Source organism: Novosphingobium sp. FKTRR1 (assembly GCF_020404405.1).
Lineage (GTDB): Bacteria > Pseudomonadota > Alphaproteobacteria > Sphingomonadales > Sphingomonadaceae > Novosphingobium.
Genome location: NZ_JAIZDA010000002.1, coordinates 305,830 through 322,153, shown reverse-complemented (window position 1 = coordinate 322,153; position 16,324 = coordinate 305,830). Strand labels below are relative to the sequence as shown.

The 16,324-nt window shown below is 66.3% G+C and carries 18 protein-coding genes; 10 read left to right on the top strand and 8 right to left on the bottom strand.

Annotated features, from left to right (window positions below; genetic code table 11):
- Positions 1-3: 3 nt before the first annotated feature.
- Positions 4-1,491 (bottom strand): exodeoxyribonuclease VII large subunit, encoded by a 1,488-nt coding sequence (gene xseA, locus LDN95_RS03280; RefSeq protein WP_226016191.1) that lies wholly within the window; start codon positions 1,489-1,491, stop codon positions 4-6.
- Here xseA and purD point away from each other — a divergent pair.
- Positions 1,490-2,776 carry a phosphoribosylamine--glycine ligase gene (gene purD / locus LDN95_RS03275; RefSeq protein ID WP_226016190.1) on the top strand — a complete coding sequence of 429 codons (1,287 nt, stop codon included), beginning with the start codon at positions 1,490-1,492 and terminating at the stop codon, positions 2,774-2,776. The two genes, xseA and purD, sit on opposite strands and share 2 nt — an antisense overlap.
- Before the next feature lie 63 nt (positions 2,777-2,839).
- Here purD and LDN95_RS03270 read toward each other — a convergent pair whose 3' ends face one another.
- A complete protein-coding gene (locus tag LDN95_RS03270; RefSeq protein ID WP_226016300.1) occupies positions 2,840-3,781 on the bottom strand; it encodes an adenosine kinase in 942 nt (313 codons plus the stop codon).
- Between the two features lie 204 nt (positions 3,782-3,985).
- Between LDN95_RS03270 and LDN95_RS03265 the strand changes: the two genes are divergently transcribed.
- Positions 3,986-4,438, top strand: a complete 453-nt coding sequence (locus LDN95_RS03265) for a hypothetical protein (RefSeq protein ID WP_226016189.1) — start codon at positions 3,986-3,988, stop codon at positions 4,436-4,438.
- 48 nt (positions 4,439-4,486) lie between these two features.
- On the opposite strand, the gene LDN95_RS03260 is transcribed toward LDN95_RS03265, so the two are convergent.
- The 5 genes from LDN95_RS03260 to LDN95_RS03240 form a co-directional block, all read right to left on the bottom strand.
- Positions 4,487-5,659, bottom strand: a complete 1,173-nt coding sequence (locus tag LDN95_RS03260; RefSeq protein WP_226016188.1) for a trans-acting enoyl reductase family protein — start codon at positions 5,657-5,659, stop codon at positions 4,487-4,489.
- 104 nt (positions 5,660-5,763) lie between these two features.
- Positions 5,764-6,318, bottom strand: coding sequence for a dCTP deaminase (gene dcd / locus LDN95_RS03255; RefSeq protein ID WP_226016187.1), 555 nt, complete (start codon positions 6,316-6,318; stop codon positions 5,764-5,766).
- Between the two features lie 36 nt (positions 6,319-6,354).
- Positions 6,355-6,789, bottom strand: coding sequence for a cytidine deaminase (locus LDN95_RS03250; RefSeq protein ID WP_226016186.1), 435 nt, complete (start codon positions 6,787-6,789; stop codon positions 6,355-6,357).
- The gene (locus tag LDN95_RS03245) at positions 6,786-7,544 is read right to left on the bottom strand and encodes a glycoside hydrolase family 25 protein (protein ID WP_226016185.1); all 759 of its coding nucleotides are present in this window, start codon (positions 7,542-7,544) and stop codon (positions 6,786-6,788) included. The genes LDN95_RS03250 and LDN95_RS03245 overlap by 4 nt, the downstream gene beginning before the upstream one ends.
- Positions 7,545-7,590: 46 nt before the next feature.
- On the bottom strand, positions 7,591-8,073 hold the full coding sequence (locus tag LDN95_RS03240) for a UPF0262 family protein (RefSeq protein WP_226016184.1): 483 nt from the start codon (positions 8,071-8,073) through the stop codon (positions 7,591-7,593).
- A 150-nt stretch (positions 8,074-8,223) separates the two neighbouring features.
- Between LDN95_RS03240 and LDN95_RS03235 the strand changes: the two genes are divergently transcribed.
- The 8 genes from LDN95_RS03235 to LDN95_RS03200 all read left to right on the top strand — a co-directional run bounded on the left by LDN95_RS03235 (position 8,224) and on the right by LDN95_RS03200 (position 15,318).
- Positions 8,224-9,729 carry a replicative DNA helicase gene (locus LDN95_RS03235; RefSeq protein ID WP_226016183.1) on the top strand — a complete coding sequence of 502 codons (1,506 nt, stop codon included), beginning with the start codon at positions 8,224-8,226 and terminating at the stop codon, positions 9,727-9,729.
- 98 nt (positions 9,730-9,827) lie between these two features.
- On the top strand, positions 9,828-10,172 hold the full coding sequence (gene rpoZ, locus LDN95_RS03230) for a DNA-directed RNA polymerase subunit omega (RefSeq protein ID WP_226016182.1): 345 nt from the start codon (positions 9,828-9,830) through the stop codon (positions 10,170-10,172).
- Between the two features lie 95 nt (positions 10,173-10,267).
- On the top strand, positions 10,268-12,805 hold the full coding sequence (locus tag LDN95_RS03225; protein WP_226016181.1) for a helicase-related protein: 2,538 nt from the start codon (positions 10,268-10,270) through the stop codon (positions 12,803-12,805).
- On the top strand, positions 12,805-13,095 hold the full coding sequence (locus LDN95_RS03220) for an RNA-binding S4 domain-containing protein (protein WP_226016180.1): 291 nt from the start codon (positions 12,805-12,807) through the stop codon (positions 13,093-13,095). The genes LDN95_RS03225 and LDN95_RS03220 overlap by 1 nt, the downstream gene beginning before the upstream one ends.
- 15 nt (positions 13,096-13,110) lie before the next feature.
- Positions 13,111-13,449, top strand: a complete 339-nt coding sequence (gene fdxA / locus LDN95_RS03215) for a ferredoxin FdxA (RefSeq protein ID WP_226016179.1) — start codon at positions 13,111-13,113, stop codon at positions 13,447-13,449.
- A gap of 394 nt (positions 13,450-13,843) precedes the next feature.
- Complete coding sequence (locus LDN95_RS03210) at positions 13,844-14,368, top strand: CarD family transcriptional regulator (RefSeq protein WP_226016178.1); 525 nt, start codon at positions 13,844-13,846, stop codon at positions 14,366-14,368.
- 51 nt (positions 14,369-14,419) lie between these two features.
- The gene (locus LDN95_RS03205) at positions 14,420-14,587 is read left to right on the top strand and encodes a hypothetical protein (protein ID WP_226016177.1); all 168 of its coding nucleotides are present in this window, start codon (positions 14,420-14,422) and stop codon (positions 14,585-14,587) included.
- A complete protein-coding gene (locus LDN95_RS03200) occupies positions 14,581-15,318 on the top strand; it encodes a head GIN domain-containing protein (RefSeq protein WP_226016176.1) in 738 nt (245 codons plus the stop codon). The genes LDN95_RS03205 and LDN95_RS03200 overlap by 7 nt, the downstream gene beginning before the upstream one ends.
- Positions 15,319-15,351: 33 nt before the next feature.
- Here LDN95_RS03200 and LDN95_RS03195 read toward each other — a convergent pair whose 3' ends face one another.
- Entirely contained in the window at positions 15,352-16,317 is a 966-nt protein-coding gene (locus tag LDN95_RS03195; protein ID WP_226016175.1) for an L-threonylcarbamoyladenylate synthase, read from the bottom strand.
- Positions 16,318-16,324: the final 7 nt, after the last annotated feature.

The following is a 16,324-nucleotide window of genomic DNA, read 5'->3' as shown; positions in this document are numbered from 1 at the left end:
GTCTCAAAACAATTCCTGCTGATTGTCGCTGGTTTTTGCGGTTCTGGCGCGTGGGGCAGAGCGCGGGGGCGGCGGTGTTACGGGGGAATCAGTCGCAGCGACATCGAGCGTGCCATCGGCAAAGTTGAGCCGCAAGGTTGCATGGACCGTCGCATCGGCGCGCGTCTTGACGACATGGCCGTGCGGGTCGGTGACGAGTACATAGCCCCGTTCCAGCAGCGCCTTGGGGTTGAGCGACAGCCGCAACCGTTCGAGGCCATCCAATTGTCTGCGCCAGCCGTCGATCCGCTGCAGCACCAGTTCGGGTCGCAGCCGCGTTGCCGCAAGTCGCTCACGCCCGCGCGTGGTCTGCGCGGTCAGCAGCGCGGGACGCAAGGCTCCGGCATGGCGGGCGAGCTGGGCTGCGGCGAGGTCGGTGCGATGGCCCAGCGCACGGCGCAAGCGCTCGCCCAGATCGTCGAGCCGCTGCGCCTGCGCCTGCAGCAGGGTGTGCGGCTGGGGCAGGCGGCGCGCGCGCAAGTCCAGCCGTTCGCGCGCTTGGGCAAACAGGCGGACGGCAGCGCGAGACTGACGCGCACGCAAGTCGGCCAAGGTGGCGGCCAGCTCGCCCAGCACCGGCACCGCGATCTCGGCGGCCGCCGTAGGGGTGGGCGCGCGCAAGTCGGCGGCGAAGTCGCACAAGGTGGTGTCGGTCTCGTGGCCCACCGCGCTGATCACCGGGATCGAGCATTCAGCGACGGCGCGGACGACTTCTTCTTCGTTGAAGCTCCACAAGTCCTCGATCGAGCCGCCGCCGCGCGCCACGATCACCAGATCGGGACGCGGTACCGGGCCGCCCGGCGCGATGGCGGAAAAGCCACGCACCGCCGCCGCGATCTGGCCTGCTGCACCCTGACCCTGCACCAGCACCGGCCAGACCAGCACGTGGCTGGGAAAGCGATCGCGCAGCCGGTGGAGGATGTCGCGGATCACCGCGCCGGTGGGCGATGTGACCACCCCGATGACAAGCGGCAGGAACGGCAGCGCCCGTTTGCGCGATGGCGAGAACAGCCCCTCAGCCTCGAGCCGGGCCTTGGTCTTTTCCAGAAGCGCCAGCAGCGCGCCTTCGCCCGCGATTTCCATCCGGTCGATCACGATCTGGTAGTTCGAGCGCCCCGGATAAGTCGTCAGCTTGCCGGTGGCGATCACTTCCACGCCATCGGCCGGGCGGAAGCCGAGCCGCTGCACGCTGCCGCGCCACATCACCCCGTCAAGCCGTGCATTCTCGTCCTTCAACGACAGGTAGAGGTGGCCCGATGCAGCCCGCTTCACGCCCGAAAGTTCGCCGCGCACCCGCACGAAGCCGAAGCGATCCTCGACCGTCCGCTTCAACAGCGCGGAAATCTCGGATATCGACAGCGCCGGAGCGTTGTCGCCCGCCGCATCCCTCGCTAGGAGCGCGCCTTTGCTGCCGTCATCGTCGTCGTCATAGGGCGCGGAAGGGAAAGCCATGAATATCCTGTTGCTGGGGTCGGGCGGGCGCGAACATGCGCTGGCGTGGAAACTGGCGCAATCGCCACGGCTGGGCAAGCTCTACGCCGCGCCGGGCAATCCGGGCATTGCCGATCACGCGCAGCTTGTCACGCTGGACGTGGCCGACCATGCGGCGGTTGTGCGGTTCTGTGTCGATCACGCGATCGGCCTGGTCGTCGTCGGCCCCGAAGCGCCGCTGGTCGATGGACTTGGCGATTCGCTGCGGGCGGCGGGTTTCCCGGTGTTCGGTCCGGACAAGGCACCGGCGCAACTGGAAGGCTCGAAGGGTTTCACCAAGGACTTGTGCGCCCGCGCCAATATCCCGACCGCCGGGTACGAGCGTGTCACCAGCCTTGCGCAAGGCCTTGCCGCGCTCGACCGTTTCGGCGCGCCGGTGGTGATCAAGGCCGACGGGTTGGCCGCAGGCAAGGGCGTGACCGTGGCGATGACCATGGCCGAGGCGGTCGCGGCGGTGGAAGACATCTTCGCCGGGCGTTTTGGTGCGGCTGGCGCCGAAGCGGTGGTCGAGGAGTTTCTTGAAGGCGAGGAAGCGAGCTTCTTCGTGCTGACCGATGGCACTGCCATCGTGCCACTCGCATCGGCGCAGGATCACAAGCGCGTGGGCGACGGCGATACCGGCCCCAACACTGGTGGCATGGGATCGTACAGCCCGGCGCGCGTATTGACCCCCGAACTCGAAGCACAAGCTTTGGCGCAGATCGTCGCGCCGACGGTGCGCACGCTTGCCGCAGAGGGGACGCCGTATTCGGGCGTACTCTACGCGGGGTTGATGCTGACCGAGCAGGGCCCCAAGCTGATCGAATACAACGCCCGCTTCGGCGATCCCGAGTGCCAGGTGCTGATGCTGCGGCTGGAAAGCGATCTGGTCGAGCTGCTGCTGGCCTGCGCGCAAGAGCGGCTGGCGGAAATCGCCGCCCCGGTGTTCTCGCCCGATCCGGCACTCACCGTGGTGCTGGCCGCCAGCGGTTATCCCGACACCCCGGTCAAAGGCGGTGCGATCAGCGGAATCGCTTTGGCCGAGGCGGACGGAGCCAAAGTCTTTCATGCGGGCACCAAGACCGATGACGCGGGCAAGATCGTGGCCAGTGGCGGTCGCGTCCTCAACGTGACGGCGCGCGGGTCCACGGTGCGCGCCGCGCGCGATGCTGCCTATCGCGCGGTTGCGCTGGTCGACTTTGCCGACGGCTTTTGCCGCAACGATATCGGCTATCGCGAGATCGCGCGCGAGGATGCCGCGATCTGACGCCAGTGTTCTGTTATCAGCGCATGCGGACGGTCAGCCCGACCGTCCGCATGCGGCTTTGCCTCAACCGAGCAGCGGGGCGACCAACGCCTTGATGTCGGCTTCGGGGCGCGCGCCGTAGTGGCTGATGACTTCTGCCGCACAGGCCGCACCCAATTTCAGGCACGTTTCCAGTGCCGCGCCGCGTACATGGCCGAACAGGAACCCGGCGGCGAACAGGTCGCCCGCGCCGGTGGTGTCCACCACATGCGCCACGGGAGCGGCATCGACCCGCGCGCGCTGGCCATGCGCAATCGCCTGCGCGCCGTTTTCTCCGTGGGTGACGACCAGCACCGGCACTTGCGGAGCCAGCTTGGCGATGCCGTCGTCGGCATCGGCGCAACCGGTCAGCGCGGCCAGTTCGTGTTCATTGGCAAACAGGATGTCGATCTGCCCGGCGGCGATCAGCGCGCGGAAATCGTCGCCGTGGCGGGCGATGACAAAGGCGTCGGACAAAGTGAACGCCACTTCACGACCGGCATCGCGCGCGGCGCCGATGGCGCGTTGCATCGCCCGGCGCGGCTCTTCGGGATCCCACAGGTAGCCTTCAAGGTAGAGCACCTTGGCCGCCGCGATGGTGGTTTCATCAAGCGCATCGGCGGGCAGGAACTGCGAGGCGCCCAGAAACGTGTTCATCGTGCGCTGTCCGTCAGGCGTGACGAAGATCAGGCAGCGCGCGGTCGATGGGTCGCCCGCGCGCGCGGGGGTGGCGAAGGCGATGCCACCGGCGCGGATGTCGTGGGCAAAGACTTCGCCCAACTGGTCTTGCGCGACTTGTCCGATGAAGGCGCAATCGGCGCCGAGCGCGGCAAGGCCTGCCAGCGTATTGGCGGCCGAACCGCCCGAAATCTCGCGCGCAGGGCCCATCGCGTCGTACAAGTGGTGGGCGCGCGCGGCATCGACCAGCGTCATCCCGCCCTTGGCCATTTCAAGCCGGGCGATATCCTCCTCGCTGGCCGGGGCCATCACGTCGACGATGGCGTTGCCGATGGCGATCACGTCGATCGTGGCGGGCTGGTTGGTCACGAAATGGGCGCTCCGTTGCGGCAGTGCTGGAATGGCTTGCGCCTAGCCGGGCGAAGGCGCCGCGGCAAGCTGCGGCCGATACTGCAGCACGGGCTGGCGCAGGGCGCGTTGACAGCCTGTCCGCTTGCCGCAACAGCGCAAGCCATGGCTTCGCCCCGCCTTGTGCCGCTTTTGGCCCTGTCGACTGCCCTTGCCGGGCTGCTCGGCGGCTGTGGCGGACCAACCGGAGCGGCAGGTCGTTCGCCGACGATCGTCAGCGTTCCGCCGCCGCGCCAGGCGCCCGGTTTGCGTGTGGCCCAGCCCTTGCCCGTGCCACCGGGGTTGGAAGCCGTGGTCGGTGCGGATGCAGATCAGTTGACCCGCCTGTTCGGCCCCGCCCGCATCGACGTGCGCGAAGCCGATGCGCGCAAGCTGCAATGGTCGGGGGCGGCCTGCATTCTTGATGCCTACCTCTATCCCGGTTCGCGCGGCGCGCGGGCGGTGGCCACGTTCGTCGACGCACGGCGCGGTGATGGCCGCGATGTGGACAAGGCCGCCTGTGTCGCGGCCTTGCGTCGTCCGCTGCCGGGGCCGACGACACCGTCGCCAACCCCCTGAGTTCGGCCAATCTGAATTTGACCAGCCCGAGCGGCGCGGGAAAAGGGTTCAGTCCTCAACCGCGAAGGTGATTTCAGCGTACTCCTCAAGCCGCTTGACCAGCGCTTCACCAAGGATCGCGCCGGGGGTGCCGATGCCGCCGGGTGCGTCCGACTGCGTCAGCGCGATGCCGGTTTCGGCGATCATCCGGCTGGTCGAGCCATAACCCGGATCGTAGCGCCCCTTCACGCCAAGGCGCAGGCTGCGTCCGTCTGGCAGTTCGCCGATGAACAGCACATCGTACAGCCCATTCGCGCGCTGTTCGGGGGTGGGGCCTTCGCCGGGCAGCGGATCGTTGGGCGTGCCGATCATCGGGGTAACCGCCAGATAGTCGGCCACTGCCTTGCCCTGCTCGCCCGGGCCGGTCAGCACCATTTCGTCATAGACCAGATCGGTGCCCCACGGGTGGCCGAGCAGGAAGTTGGTGCGGTGGACGTTCTTGGTGTTGATGATCGCCATCACGAACGGGGTGGCCCAACTGCCGGTTGCTTCATCCAGCATCGGCTTGTCTGCGGGCGGCTGTGCCGGGCCGGTGAAGCCGGGCGTCAGGCCGAAGGGGTTCACCATGATCGCGCCCAGCGCCGGTTCGGCCGCAATGGCCGCAAGCGACGCCTTGAGGCTTGCCGCCGTGCCGCCCGAAACGCCGCCCTTGGTTTCGCGCACCCGGCACTTCACCCGCGGAACCGGCTGGCCGAAGCGCTCGACCGCCGCCTTTTGCAGCATCAGCACACCCAAATCGAACGGGATCGAATCGAAGCCTGCGGAAAATGCGATGCGCGCACCGGTCTGCTTGGCCTGCGTGTCATACTTGTCGATCATCTGGCGCATCCACACCGGTTCGCCGCACAAGTCGGCGTAGTCGGTGCCTGCTGCCACACAGGCCGCCAGCACCGGTTCGCCATAAAGCTGGTATGGGCCGACGGTGGTGACCACCGCACGGGCCGATCCGGCCATTGCGGCAAGACTGGCCGGATCGCTGCTGTCGGCAACGATCAGAGCGGTGTCGGCCGGTGCACCGATCAGGTCACGCACTTCGGCCAGCTTGGCCGCGCTGCGCCCGGCCATCGCCCATTTCAGACCGGTCCGGCCATGCCCATGGGCAAGATATTCGGCGACAAGGCGCCCGGTATATCCGGTGGCGCCAAAGACGATCACGTCAAAAGGTCGTTCTGCCTTGCTCATCATCCGCTCTCCCTTATCGTTTAAGTGCACGATTAAGGCAGGATCGAATGCGGATCAACCGGCGCGTTCGCAGCTTGAAGCAGGGCCTCTCACAGGCGCGGCCTTCAAAGGCGCGGCAACGTCACCCCGCGCTGACCCATGTACTTGCCCGCGCGGTCGGCATAGCTGACCTCGCACGGCTCGTTGCCCTGCAGGAACAGGAACTGGCAGGCGCCTTCGTTGGCATAGATCTTGGCAGGCAGCGGTGTGGTGTTGGAGAATTCCAGTGTCACGTGGCCTTCCCAGCCGGGTTCGAGCGGGGTGACGTTCACGATGATGCCGCAACGCGCATACGTCGACTTGCCAAGGCAGATCACCAGCACATCGCGCGGAATGCGGAAGTATTCGACCGTGCGGGCCAGCGCGAAGGAATTGGGCGGGATCACGCAGACGTCGGTCTTGCGGTCGACCAGACTGGCGCCATCGAAGTTTTTAGGGTCGACGATCGCCGAATCGACGTTGGTGAAGATCTTGAACTCATCGGCCACGCGCGCGTCATAGCCATACGACGACAGGCCATAGCTGATGCAGCCTTCGCGGCGCTGGGTCTCGACGAACGGCTCGATCATGCCGTGTTCGAGCGCCTGGGTGCGGATCCACTTGTCGGACTGAATGGCCAAGAATTGTGCTCCGGAGAAATGCGGTGTGAATGGGGCTCAGGCCAGATTGGCCGGGCCGAAGGCATGCGGCAAGAGGGTGGATAGCCGGATTTCGACCACGTCATCCGCCCCGGCGCACAGCACCAGCGGATCGGTCCCGCCAAGCGCTGCCAGTTCGTTGAGCACCTGTCGGCACCGGCCGCAAGGGGTGAGCGGTGCACCGGGAACGCCATCCTTGCCGCCGATCACCGCCACGGCCAGCAGCCCGCCCCGCCTTCCGGCATGGCTGGCCTGCGCGCAGGCGACGGTTTCGGCGCATAGCGACAGGCCGTAGCTGGCGTTCTCGACATTGCTTCCGGTCAGGATGGTGCCATCGGCAAACAGCAGCGCCGCACCGACATGAAACCCGGAGTAGGGGGCATATGCCGCGTCCATGGCCAAACGGGCTGCTGCCAGCAGTGCTGCGCGGTCAAGGTCTGGTGCGCCGCTCATGGCTGCACCACCACCCAGCGCAATGGTGCGGGCTGGCCTTCGCTGCGCAAGCCATCAGTGGCGGTCCACATCACCCAGGGGCGGCCGGCATAGCCCGGCTCCAGCCAGTTCTGCCGCACCCACAAATTGCGGTCGATCATGGCGGCCAGATGATAGCGGCCCTCGATCGCGCTCGACACCATCAGGATCGCCGGCTTGCCGACGTGGCGTTCGACCTGATTGAGGAATGTGGTCAACTCGCTTTGCAGCTTGGCGTCGGATGGCAGGTCGATGCACGAGGACGGGCGCGTGTCGATGGCGATGGCGGGCGGCAGCAGCGCGGCTTCGCGCGGAACGGTGGTGACGAAGTTTGCGGCCTGCGCCTCGGCCGGGGCGCACAAGTCATAGACGTGCACCGCGCCCACCTGCAGCTTCTGTTCGCGCGCGGCGTCCAGCCCTTCGGCAAACAGCGGGTCGCGGCTGGTCGCGCCCTGGCTGGCCGTCAGGTAGACGAAGTCGGCGCCGCGCGCGCGCAGCATGTGCCAGTCGACCGGCGCGTTGGTGGTGTCGAGCCAGGCGCCCTGAACGGGAAAGCGCGCACGATCGGGCATCCAGCTGCGCGCTTCCCACCAGCCGAAGCCGGAGGCCAGCAGCACCGCCAGCAGCGCGGCCGCAGCCAGCCGCCAGCGGGTTGCCCGCTGCGCCGTTCTGCGGGGAGGTGCCCCACGGGTTGGCCCACGGGTCGTCCCACGGGGCCTTGTGGCCTGCTTGTTCATGGAATGGAATCGCGCCCCGGAAATCGCTGATCAAGTGCAGTTGTTCTCAACCCCTGATATGCAGCACGCAGATCAGGGTAAAGAGCCGCCGCGCGGTGGCAAAGTCGGTTTCCACTTTTCCGTCGAGTCGTTCGAGCAGCAGATCGGCCGCTTCATTGTGGACACCGCGCCGCGCCATGTCGATCGTCTCGATCTCTTGCGCGGTGGCCCGGCGGATCGCCTGATAATAGCTATCGCAGATGGCGAAATAATCGCGAATCGGGCGGCGGAACCGTCCCAGACCCAGCACGATGGTTTCCAGCGGGCCGCCGTCGGCATCGGCGATCACCAGCGCCAGCCGCCCGTCCTCCACCGAAAGGCGCAGGCGATACGGCCCCTCATGCCCTGCTGCGAACGCGCGCAGCGGCTTGAAGGTGTTTTCCTCGATAAGGTCGAAGATCGCGATCCGGCGCTCTTGCTCGATATCCGCGTTGCGCCAGACGATGGTCGCTTCGTCCAGCTCGATATGCGAGATGCGCGCTTCCGCCATGAGGCACCCTGTGTTGCAGAGCCAGACGCCGCCTGCAACCCCTGTGCTGTCGGTCCATCGGTCGGATTGGACGAACCTTTCGCACTTGCTCCCCGCTATCCACAGGCCCGTTTGCTTGCCGCAGGCGTCCGGGGCGGGCACAATGGCGCGATGTCCACCGCAACTGCCATCCTGTCGCGCGATCCCGAAACGCCTCGCGCCTTGCCCGCCAACGTCGAAGCCGAAGCCGCATTCCTTGGCGCGGTGCTGATCGACAACCGCATTCTTGAGGAGCTGACCACCCCGCTTCAGCCCGAGCACTTCTTCGCCCCGATCCATGGGCGCATCTTCACGCGCGTTCTGGCGCTGATCGATCGCAAGGCGGTGGTCACCCCGGTCACGCTCAAGCCCTATTTCGAGGCGGACGAGGATCTCAAGGCGCTGGGCGGGGCTGCCTATCTGGCGCGGTTGACGGCCGACGGGCAGGGCCTGCTGGCCCCGCGCGAACTGGCCGGGCAGATCTATGATCTGGCCCTGCTGCGCGAACTGATCACGGTCGGGCGCAATCTGGTGTCGGGTGCGATGGATACCAGCGAATCGGTCGCCCCGCTCAAGCAGGTCGAGCAGGCCGAAGCCGCGCTGTTCGCCGTGGCCGAAGGCGCTCAGACCGGCAGCGAGGCACAAAGCTTTTCCGCAGCGACCCGCGCTTCGCTGGAAATGATCGAAAAGGCGCTGCTGTCGGGCGGCCACATTTCGGGCAAGACCACCGGGCTGACCTCGGTCAACGAGAAGATCGGCGGGTTGCACGATTCCGACCTCATCATCCTCGCCGGGCGTCCCGGCATGGGCAAGACCTCGCTGGTCACCAACATCGCCTTCAACGCCGCCGATCGCTATCGCCGCGACGTGGCCGATGGTATCCCCGGCAAGGATTCTGTGGGGGCTGCGGTCGCCTTCTTCAGCCTGGAAATGAGCGCCGACCAGCTGGCCACGCGTATTCTGGCCGAACAGTCGGGCATCAGCTCCGAATCGCTGCGCATGGGCCGCATCAGCCGCGAGGATTTCCAGCAACTGACCTTTGCCAGCCAGCGTCTGGCCGAACTGCCGCTGTTTATCGACGACACTCCGGCGCTGACCATCGGCGCGCTGCGCACCCGCGCGCGGCGCTTGAAGCGGCGCCACGACATCGGCCTGATCGTGGTCGATTACCTGCAACTGCTGCAGGGTTCGGGCCGCTCTGACAACCGTGTCAACGAAATCTCGGAAATCAGCCGTGGTCTGAAAACACTGGCCAAGGAACTGTCGGTGCCGGTGATCGCGCTGTCGCAGCTCAGCCGCGCGGTGGAGCAGCGTGACGACAAGCGGCCGATGCTCTCTGACTTGCGCGAATCGGGCTCGATCGAACAGGACGCAGACATGGTCTGGTTCGTGTTCCGCGAGGATTATTACCACGCGTCGAAGGAACCCAAGACCTCGGATGGCAGCAGCGCGGCGGTCGAAGCCGCCTACAACCAGTGGCGCGAGGAAATGGAGCGCATTCATGGCCTTGCCGAACTGATCGTGGCCAAACAGCGCCACGGTTCGACCGGCAAGGTGCGACTGCGCTTCGAAGCGCGCATCACCCGGTTCAGCGACCTTGCCCCCGACCAGATGGCGCAGGCGTACGATGATGAGTGAGTGGACGCGTGATCCGGCGGTTGCGCAAAACTTGACTTTTCCACACCCTGCGCCTAGCTGCCCGTCTTTCACCCATTCCTGCCTATCGGAGTAAACGCATGGCGCGCGTTACCGTCGAAGATTGCGTCGACAAGGTTCCCAACCGTTTCGATCTCGTGCTGCTGGCTGCCGAGCGCGCCCGCTCGATCTCGGGCGGTGCCGAACTGACCGTCGATCGCGACCGCGACAAGAACCCGGTCGTCGCCCTGCGCGAAATCGCCGAGGAAACCGTGCGCCCCGTGGTGCTCAAGGAAAACCTCGTGCAGTCGCTGCAGCGCGTGCTGCCTGATGACGACGACGTGGTCGATGACATCGGCTCGCTGTCGCAGTCTGCCGAAGCCCTGCGCATCACCGCCGCAGCGCCGGTGCGCAACACCTCGCTGGGTGCCGACTACGACGGTTGAGTTCCCGAAAGGGATTCTCTGACAACATAAGGCACCGGGGATAAATCTCCGGTGCCTTCTTGTTTGCGTCGCCTTCACGCGCCACTTTTCCGGGCATGGCCAACCATCCCTACGCGCACGCTCGCGATGACCGCAGCACGGTCAAGGCGGTGCTTGGCCCCACCAACACCGGCAAGACGCACCTCGCCATCGAGCGGCTCTGTGCACATTCGAGCGGGGCGATCGGCTTTCCGCTGAGGCTGTTGGCGCGTGAGGTCTATGACCGGGTCTGCGCGATCAAGGGTGCCCAGAACGTTGCCTTGATCACCGGCGAGGAGCGGATCGAGCCCAAGGGTGCGCGCTGGCACCTCTGCACGGTCGAGGCGATGCCCAGCAGGCCCGATCTTGCATTCGTGGCGCTCGACGAAGCGCAACTTTCCGCCGACCCCGAACGCGGCCACGTGTTCACCGACCGCTTGCTGCATACCCGCGGGCGGGAAGAGACGATGCTGCTCGGCTCGGCCACGCTGGAACCCATGATCAAGGCTCTGGTGCCCGAGGCAGAGATCGTCTCGCGGCCGCGCTTCTCCACGCTCAGCCATGCCGGCGCGAAAAAGCTCAGCCGCATTCCCCCGCGCAGCGCCATTGTCGCCTTCAGCGCCGAGCAGGTCTATGCCATGGCCGAGATGCTGCGGCGTTTTCGCGGCGGGGCGGCGGTGGTGATGGGCGCGCTTTCACCCCAAACCCGCAATGCCCAGGTAGCGATGTATCAGGCGGGCGAGGTCGATTACCTGGTTGCGACCGATGCCATCGGCATGGGGCTCAACCTCGACATCACCCACGTCGCCTTTGCCGGGCTCAGCAAGTACGACGGGCACCGCCACCGGCGGCTGACCACAGCGGAAATGGCGCAGATTGCCGGGCGTGCGGGGCGCCACCAGCGCGATGGGACGTTCGGCACGCTGGCGGGGCTGGGCGCGCACAATCCCGAATTCACCGACGATGAAGTCTATGCGATCGAGGAGCACCGCTTCGCCCCGCTGACCCGGCTGTTCTGGCGTGAGGCGGACTTGCGCTTCGATTCGCTGGCCCGACTGATCGACGATCTGGAAAGTCCGCCGCCGCGCGATGGGCTGGCGACGCCGCCGCAGGCGATCGACCTTGCCGTGCTCAAGCGGCTGTCCGAAGAGCCTGAGACCGCCTCATCGGTGCGCGGGCATGGCGCAGTGCGACGTTTCTGGCAGGCCTGCTCCCTGCCCGATTTCCGGCAGCACGGGCCCGAAACTCACGCCCGTTTCGTCGCCCGGCTGTGGCAGGATTTGCGCCATGGCTATCTGGGCACCGACTATGTGGCGCAGGCGATCGCCCAGCTCGACAATCCTTCGGGCGACATCGACACGCTGCAGGGGCGCATCTCGGCCATCCGCAGCTGGGCCTATATCGCGCAGCGGCCCGACTGGGTGCTGGCGCGCGAGGAAATGGCCGCGCGCGCCCGCGCGGTGGAGGCGCGGCTGTCCGACGCGCTCCACGCTCGCCTGACCGAACGCTTCGTCAACCGGCGCACCACCGTGCTGATGCGCAAGGCCGGGGGTGATGCGGCGTTGCTGCCGGTTCGGGTGAACGACAGCGGTGCGGTGCTGGTCGATGACGAACCGATCGGCCATCTCGATGGCTTTCGCTTCGTGGTCGATCCGCTCGCCCGCGCGGCGGACCGCAAGCTGCTGCTGGCGGCGGCCGAGCGGCATTTGCCGGGCGTGCTGGCGCGCCGCGCCGCCGAACTGGTTGCCGCCGCTGCACTGGCTGATGGATTCGCGCTTGAGGATCGGGGAATCGTCTGGCGCGGTTCGGTCGTGGCGCGGCTTGAGCCGGGCAAGACGCTGCTCGAACCCAAGGTGCGGCTGGATCCAGGGCTCGATCGGCTGTCGACGCGCGACCGGGCCGACCTGATCACTGCGATTTCCGGCTGGCTGGCACGGCATGGGGCGAGGCCGCTCGCCCCTTTGCGCAAGCTGGCCGAAATCGGGCGAGCGGAGGATTCGGGACCGGCGTTGCGCGCCCTGCTTCTGCAACTGGTCGATGCAGGCGGTGCCTTGCCGCGCGAAGCGGCCGGTCTGGAGCGGCTTGATCCGCGCCAGCGTGATGCCTTGCGGCGGCTGGGGATCAGGATCGGGCCGCTCGACGTGTTCCTGCCCGCCGCCCTGCGCCCGGCGGCGATGGGGTTATGGAGCCGTTTTGCCACACTGCGCGGCATCGCGCACGTCGCGCCGCCAGCCCATCTCCCGCCGGTAGTGGACGGCAAGTCGGCGCCCGCAGGCTACCGGCGCCTTGGTGTGCAGGCGCTGCGTGTCGATCAGGCCGACCGGCTGGTGCGCGACGCCCATCACAAGCGGCTGTCGGCCACGGCGCGGCTGGTGTTTCTCGATCCCGCCGTAGCGCGCTCGATGGGGCTTGGCACGGCGTCTTACGCCGCTCTGATGCGCCTTGCCGGGTTTCGGGTGCACATGCCGCTGTCCCTGCCCGAAGGGGCATTCGGGCCACTGGCACCGCCGCTGTGGGACTGGCGTGCCCCGCGTGCCCTTGTTGCGCCGCCGCAAGCTCGGCCCGCCGTGCCAGCCAGTGGCGCATTCGCCGCACTGGCGGAACTGATTCGCTGATGCGGATCGACAAGCTGCTGTGGTTCCTGCGGCTCGCGGCCAGCCGCAGCTTTGCGCAGGAATGGGTCGGCAGCGGTCACATCCGGCTCAACGGCCGCCGGATCGAACGCGCCAGCACTGCGATCAAAGCGGGCGATCTGCTGGTTCTGCCGATGCGTTCGGGCGTGAAGGTGATCGAGATTGTGGCGCTTCCGACCCGGCGCGGACCTGCCCCCGAAGCGCAAGGCTGTTATCGGGTGCTTGACGTGGGCGCCCAACCGCCTCTAGCAAGCCCGCAAACAGACCCATGAGGAAGTGATCGAGCCATGACCTACGTCGTCACCGAAGCCTGCATTCGCTGCAAGTTCATGGACTGTGTCGAAGTGTGCCCGGTCGATTGCTTCTACGAGGGCGAAAACATGCTCGTGATCAACCCCAGCGAGTGCATCGACTGCGGCGTTTGCGAGCCTGAATGCCCCGCTGAAGCGATCCTGCCCGACACGGAAAGCGGTCTTGAGCAGTGGCTTGAACTGAACGCCAAGTTCTCGGCCGAATGGCCCAACATCACCGCCAAGAAGGACGCGCCGGCCGATGCCGACGAGCACAAGGGCGAGGATGGCAAGTTCGACAAGTACTTCTCGGCTGAACCGGGCGAGGGCGACTGATCGGGCGAAATTGACCGATTCGGATGGTCATTGGCCGGTTCGCTGGCCGTGACCTGCCTTGGCATTTGGCCGGGGCAAGCGATCAGACTTGCGACTTTACCCCCGAATCCGTGCAGATTCGGGTAAAATTGCGCGTTTGTGTAGCCGGCTGGGTCTGGTAATTTTGTTACACTGCTGCTATATCGAGTCACAAGCGTCGGGCTTGTGTTTCCTCCTGTCCGGCGTGTTGCAACACGAGTAAGGCAGGACACACGGCAAACGGATCGCAGGGCTCGCCGACCGCATCAACGTCGGTCGTTTGCCGGACCTCTCCCCAAAGGGCCCGGATTTCCCTTCGCAGGGCGTACCCTGCCCGATCCCCTGTCTGTTCCTGCCTGCGTCGAAAGGATATGCAATGGCAGCCAAGGCTCTTGCCTTCGATGTTGGGGATTATGTCGTCTATCCGAAGCACGGTGTGGGCCGGGTAGTCGAACTGCAGAACGAAGAAATCGCTGGAATGAAGCTGGAACTTTACGTTCTTCGCTTCGAAAAGGAACGGATGACGCTGCGCGTCCCGGTCAACAAGGTCGAAGCCATCGGCATGCGCAAGCTGTCGTCGGACAAGACGCTGCGTGAAGCACTCGACACGCTCAAGGGCAAGCCCAAGGTCAAGCGCACCATGTGGTCGCGTCGTGCCCAGGAATACGAAGCCAAGATCAACTCGGGTGATCTCGTCTCGATTGCCGAAGTGACGCGCGACCTGTTCCGCGCCGACGACCAGCCGGAACAGTCCTATTCGGAACGGCAGATCTTCGAAGCGGCCTCCTCGCGCCTCGCGCGGGAATTGGCGGCCATGGAAAAGACCGATGAGCCGTCAGCCTTGAAGAAGATCCTTGCGATCCTCAACGAGCATGCGCCGAAGTATTACGAAGCCGTCTGACGCAGACCTGATCTGCTGAAGGATTGCAAAAAAGGGGCCGCCATCGTGCTGATGGCGGCCCCTTTTTGCTACGCGATTGGCCGTCCGGGGGGCAATCCGACAGACGCTCGCCATGGCTCCACCAACCGCTCGTGCATTTCGGCCAACGACATGGTGCGCGACACCGTCTCGATCTATCATCGGCCCATGCTCAGTTGCAGGGGGATATCGACATGGTGAAGCACCTCATTCGCGCATTCGGCAGTATCGCAACGCTGGGACTGGCCCTCTCGCTGACGGGCTGCAATGCGGAAGGACTGACGATCGGCGGCCAGCGCGGCGTGCCGTTGGCGGACCTTGATCTGTCCGGCAATGCCGCGCCGGAAATCACTTTGTTGGGGCCGGACAACGTCCACGTGGTGACCGGCGAGCGGCTGGCCATCAGCGTCGATGGTGACCCGGCGGTGAAGGACCGACTGCGTTTCGTGCTGCGCGACGGCAAGCTCGGCATCGGGCGCAAGGACAATGCGTGGAGCAGCGATGCGGTGGCCAACGTCACGGTGACGGTTCCGTCGACCCAACGGTTGATCCTTGCCGGATCGGGCACGATTGATGCCGACAAGGTTCGGGGCGACAAGGCCGGAATCACCATCGCAGGGTCGGGCACGGTCCATGCTCCCCGCATCGAAGCGGCCAATCTGGCCGTCGAAGTGCTTGGCTCGGGCACGTTGCAGGCCGGGGGCAAGGTCGATTCGCTCAAGCTGACGCTGGCCGGCAGCGGCGAGGCAAAGATGGATGGACTGGGAGCCGGATCGGCCAAGGTCGACGTGGCCGGCTCGGGCCGCGCCAGCTTTGCATCGGACGGCGCGGTTGAGGCCAATATCATGGGCTCGGGCGAGGTTCGGGTGAAGGGCCGCGCCACCTGCAAGGTTTCGGCGATGGGCTCGGGCAAACTGGTCTGCACACCCTGATTTTCCGACGCTGAATGCCTGCCAAGCCCGTTGTCAGGCTGCGGCGCGCCCCAACCGGTCGTTGATGGCAACCCCGATGCCGGTCTGTGGGATCGGGGCCACGGCGATACGTGGCTGTTCGGCCGCTGCGCCAGCGTGAAGGCAGGCGTAGAGCCGTGCGGCAGCCTCGGCGAGGTCGCCGCTTGCCGACAGCGAGACATCGCCCTTTATCGCCCCGAAGCCGATGTGGAACTCGTCCGGCATCGCACCGTCAGCATCAAGCCGCACGGGTTTGCCCGGCGCATAGTGGCTCGACAACTGGCCGGGGGCTTCGATGCGGTCCACCGGTGCCGCCAGGACGTTGGCCTCGCCGATCACGGCGGCAACTTCTGCTTGCGTGATCGGTCCGGGGCGCAGCACCTGCCAGCCACCGTCCGGGCGCACCGCGACGATGGTCGATTCGATACCACGCGCGGTCTCGCCGCCATCGATGACCAGATCCACCCGCTCGCCCAATGAGCCGACAACGTGGGCGGCCGTGGTCGGGCTGACGCCGCCGCTGCGGTTGGCCGAAGGCGCGGCCAGCGGCAGCGCTGCTGCCTGCAGCATAGCCTGCATCGTCGGGTGTGCCGGGCAGCGCAAGGCAACGGTTGGCAACCCGGCGCTTACCGCCGCTGCAAGCCGGGCACCGACCCGGCGGGGCAGCACCAGCGTCAGCGGACCGGGCCAGAATGCTTCCGCCAACGCAAGTGCGGGCGGATCGAACATGGCCAGTTCTTGCGCGGTGGCAAGGTCGGGTACGTGAACGATCAGCGGATTGAAATCGGGGCGGCCCTTGGCACGATAGATCCCCGCCACGGCGGCGTCATCGTCGGCTCTTGCCGCCAGTCCATAGACCGTTTCGGTGGGCACCGCGACCGTACCGCCGGCAAGGATCACCTCGGCCGCGCGCGCGATTCCGGCGGGCTCGGCCGTACAAACCTGCGGCAAGTGTCCAACGGGGGGCTTTGGCTTTGGCATGGCTTGC

Excerpts from the sequence above, each read along its gene's own strand:
- purD (WP_226016190.1), top strand. The coding sequence starts at position 1,490 with ATGAATATCCTGTTGCTGGGGTCGGGCGGGCGCGAACATGCGCTGGCG.
- xseA (WP_226016191.1), bottom strand. The coding sequence starts at position 1,491 with ATGGCTTTCCCTTCCGCGCCCTATGACGACGACGATGACGGCAGCAAA.
- LDN95_RS03270 (WP_226016300.1), bottom strand. The coding sequence starts at position 3,781 with ATGGCCCCGGCCAGCGAGGAGGATATCGCCCGGCTTGAAATGGCCAAG.
- LDN95_RS03265 (WP_226016189.1), top strand. The coding sequence starts at position 3,986 with ATGGCTTCGCCCCGCCTTGTGCCGCTTTTGGCCCTGTCGACTGCCCTT.
- LDN95_RS03260 (WP_226016188.1), bottom strand. The coding sequence starts at position 5,659 with ATGAGCAAGGCAGAACGACCTTTTGACGTGATCGTCTTTGGCGCCACC.
- LDN95_RS03250 (WP_226016186.1), bottom strand. The coding sequence starts at position 6,789 with ATGAGCGGCGCACCAGACCTTGACCGCGCAGCACTGCTGGCAGCAGCC.
- LDN95_RS03245 (WP_226016185.1), bottom strand. The coding sequence starts at position 7,544 with ATGAACAAGCAGGCCACAAGGCCCCGTGGGACGACCCGTGGGCCAACC.
- LDN95_RS03240 (WP_226016184.1), bottom strand. The coding sequence starts at position 8,073 with ATGGCGGAAGCGCGCATCTCGCATATCGAGCTGGACGAAGCGACCATC.
- LDN95_RS03235 (WP_226016183.1), top strand. The coding sequence starts at position 8,224 with ATGTCCACCGCAACTGCCATCCTGTCGCGCGATCCCGAAACGCCTCGC.
- rpoZ (WP_226016182.1), top strand. The coding sequence starts at position 9,828 with ATGGCGCGCGTTACCGTCGAAGATTGCGTCGACAAGGTTCCCAACCGT.
- LDN95_RS03225 (WP_226016181.1), top strand. The coding sequence starts at position 10,268 with ATGGCCAACCATCCCTACGCGCACGCTCGCGATGACCGCAGCACGGTC.
- LDN95_RS03220 (WP_226016180.1), top strand. The coding sequence starts at position 12,805 with ATGCGGATCGACAAGCTGCTGTGGTTCCTGCGGCTCGCGGCCAGCCGC.
- fdxA (WP_226016179.1), top strand. The coding sequence starts at position 13,111 with ATGACCTACGTCGTCACCGAAGCCTGCATTCGCTGCAAGTTCATGGAC.
- LDN95_RS03210 (WP_226016178.1), top strand. The coding sequence starts at position 13,844 with ATGGCAGCCAAGGCTCTTGCCTTCGATGTTGGGGATTATGTCGTCTAT.
- LDN95_RS03205 (WP_226016177.1), top strand. The coding sequence starts at position 14,420 with ATGGCGGCCCCTTTTTGCTACGCGATTGGCCGTCCGGGGGGCAATCCG.
- LDN95_RS03200 (WP_226016176.1), top strand. The coding sequence starts at position 14,581 with ATGGTGAAGCACCTCATTCGCGCATTCGGCAGTATCGCAACGCTGGGA.
- LDN95_RS03195 (WP_226016175.1), bottom strand. The coding sequence starts at position 16,317 with ATGCCAAAGCCAAAGCCCCCCGTTGGACACTTGCCGCAGGTTTGTACG.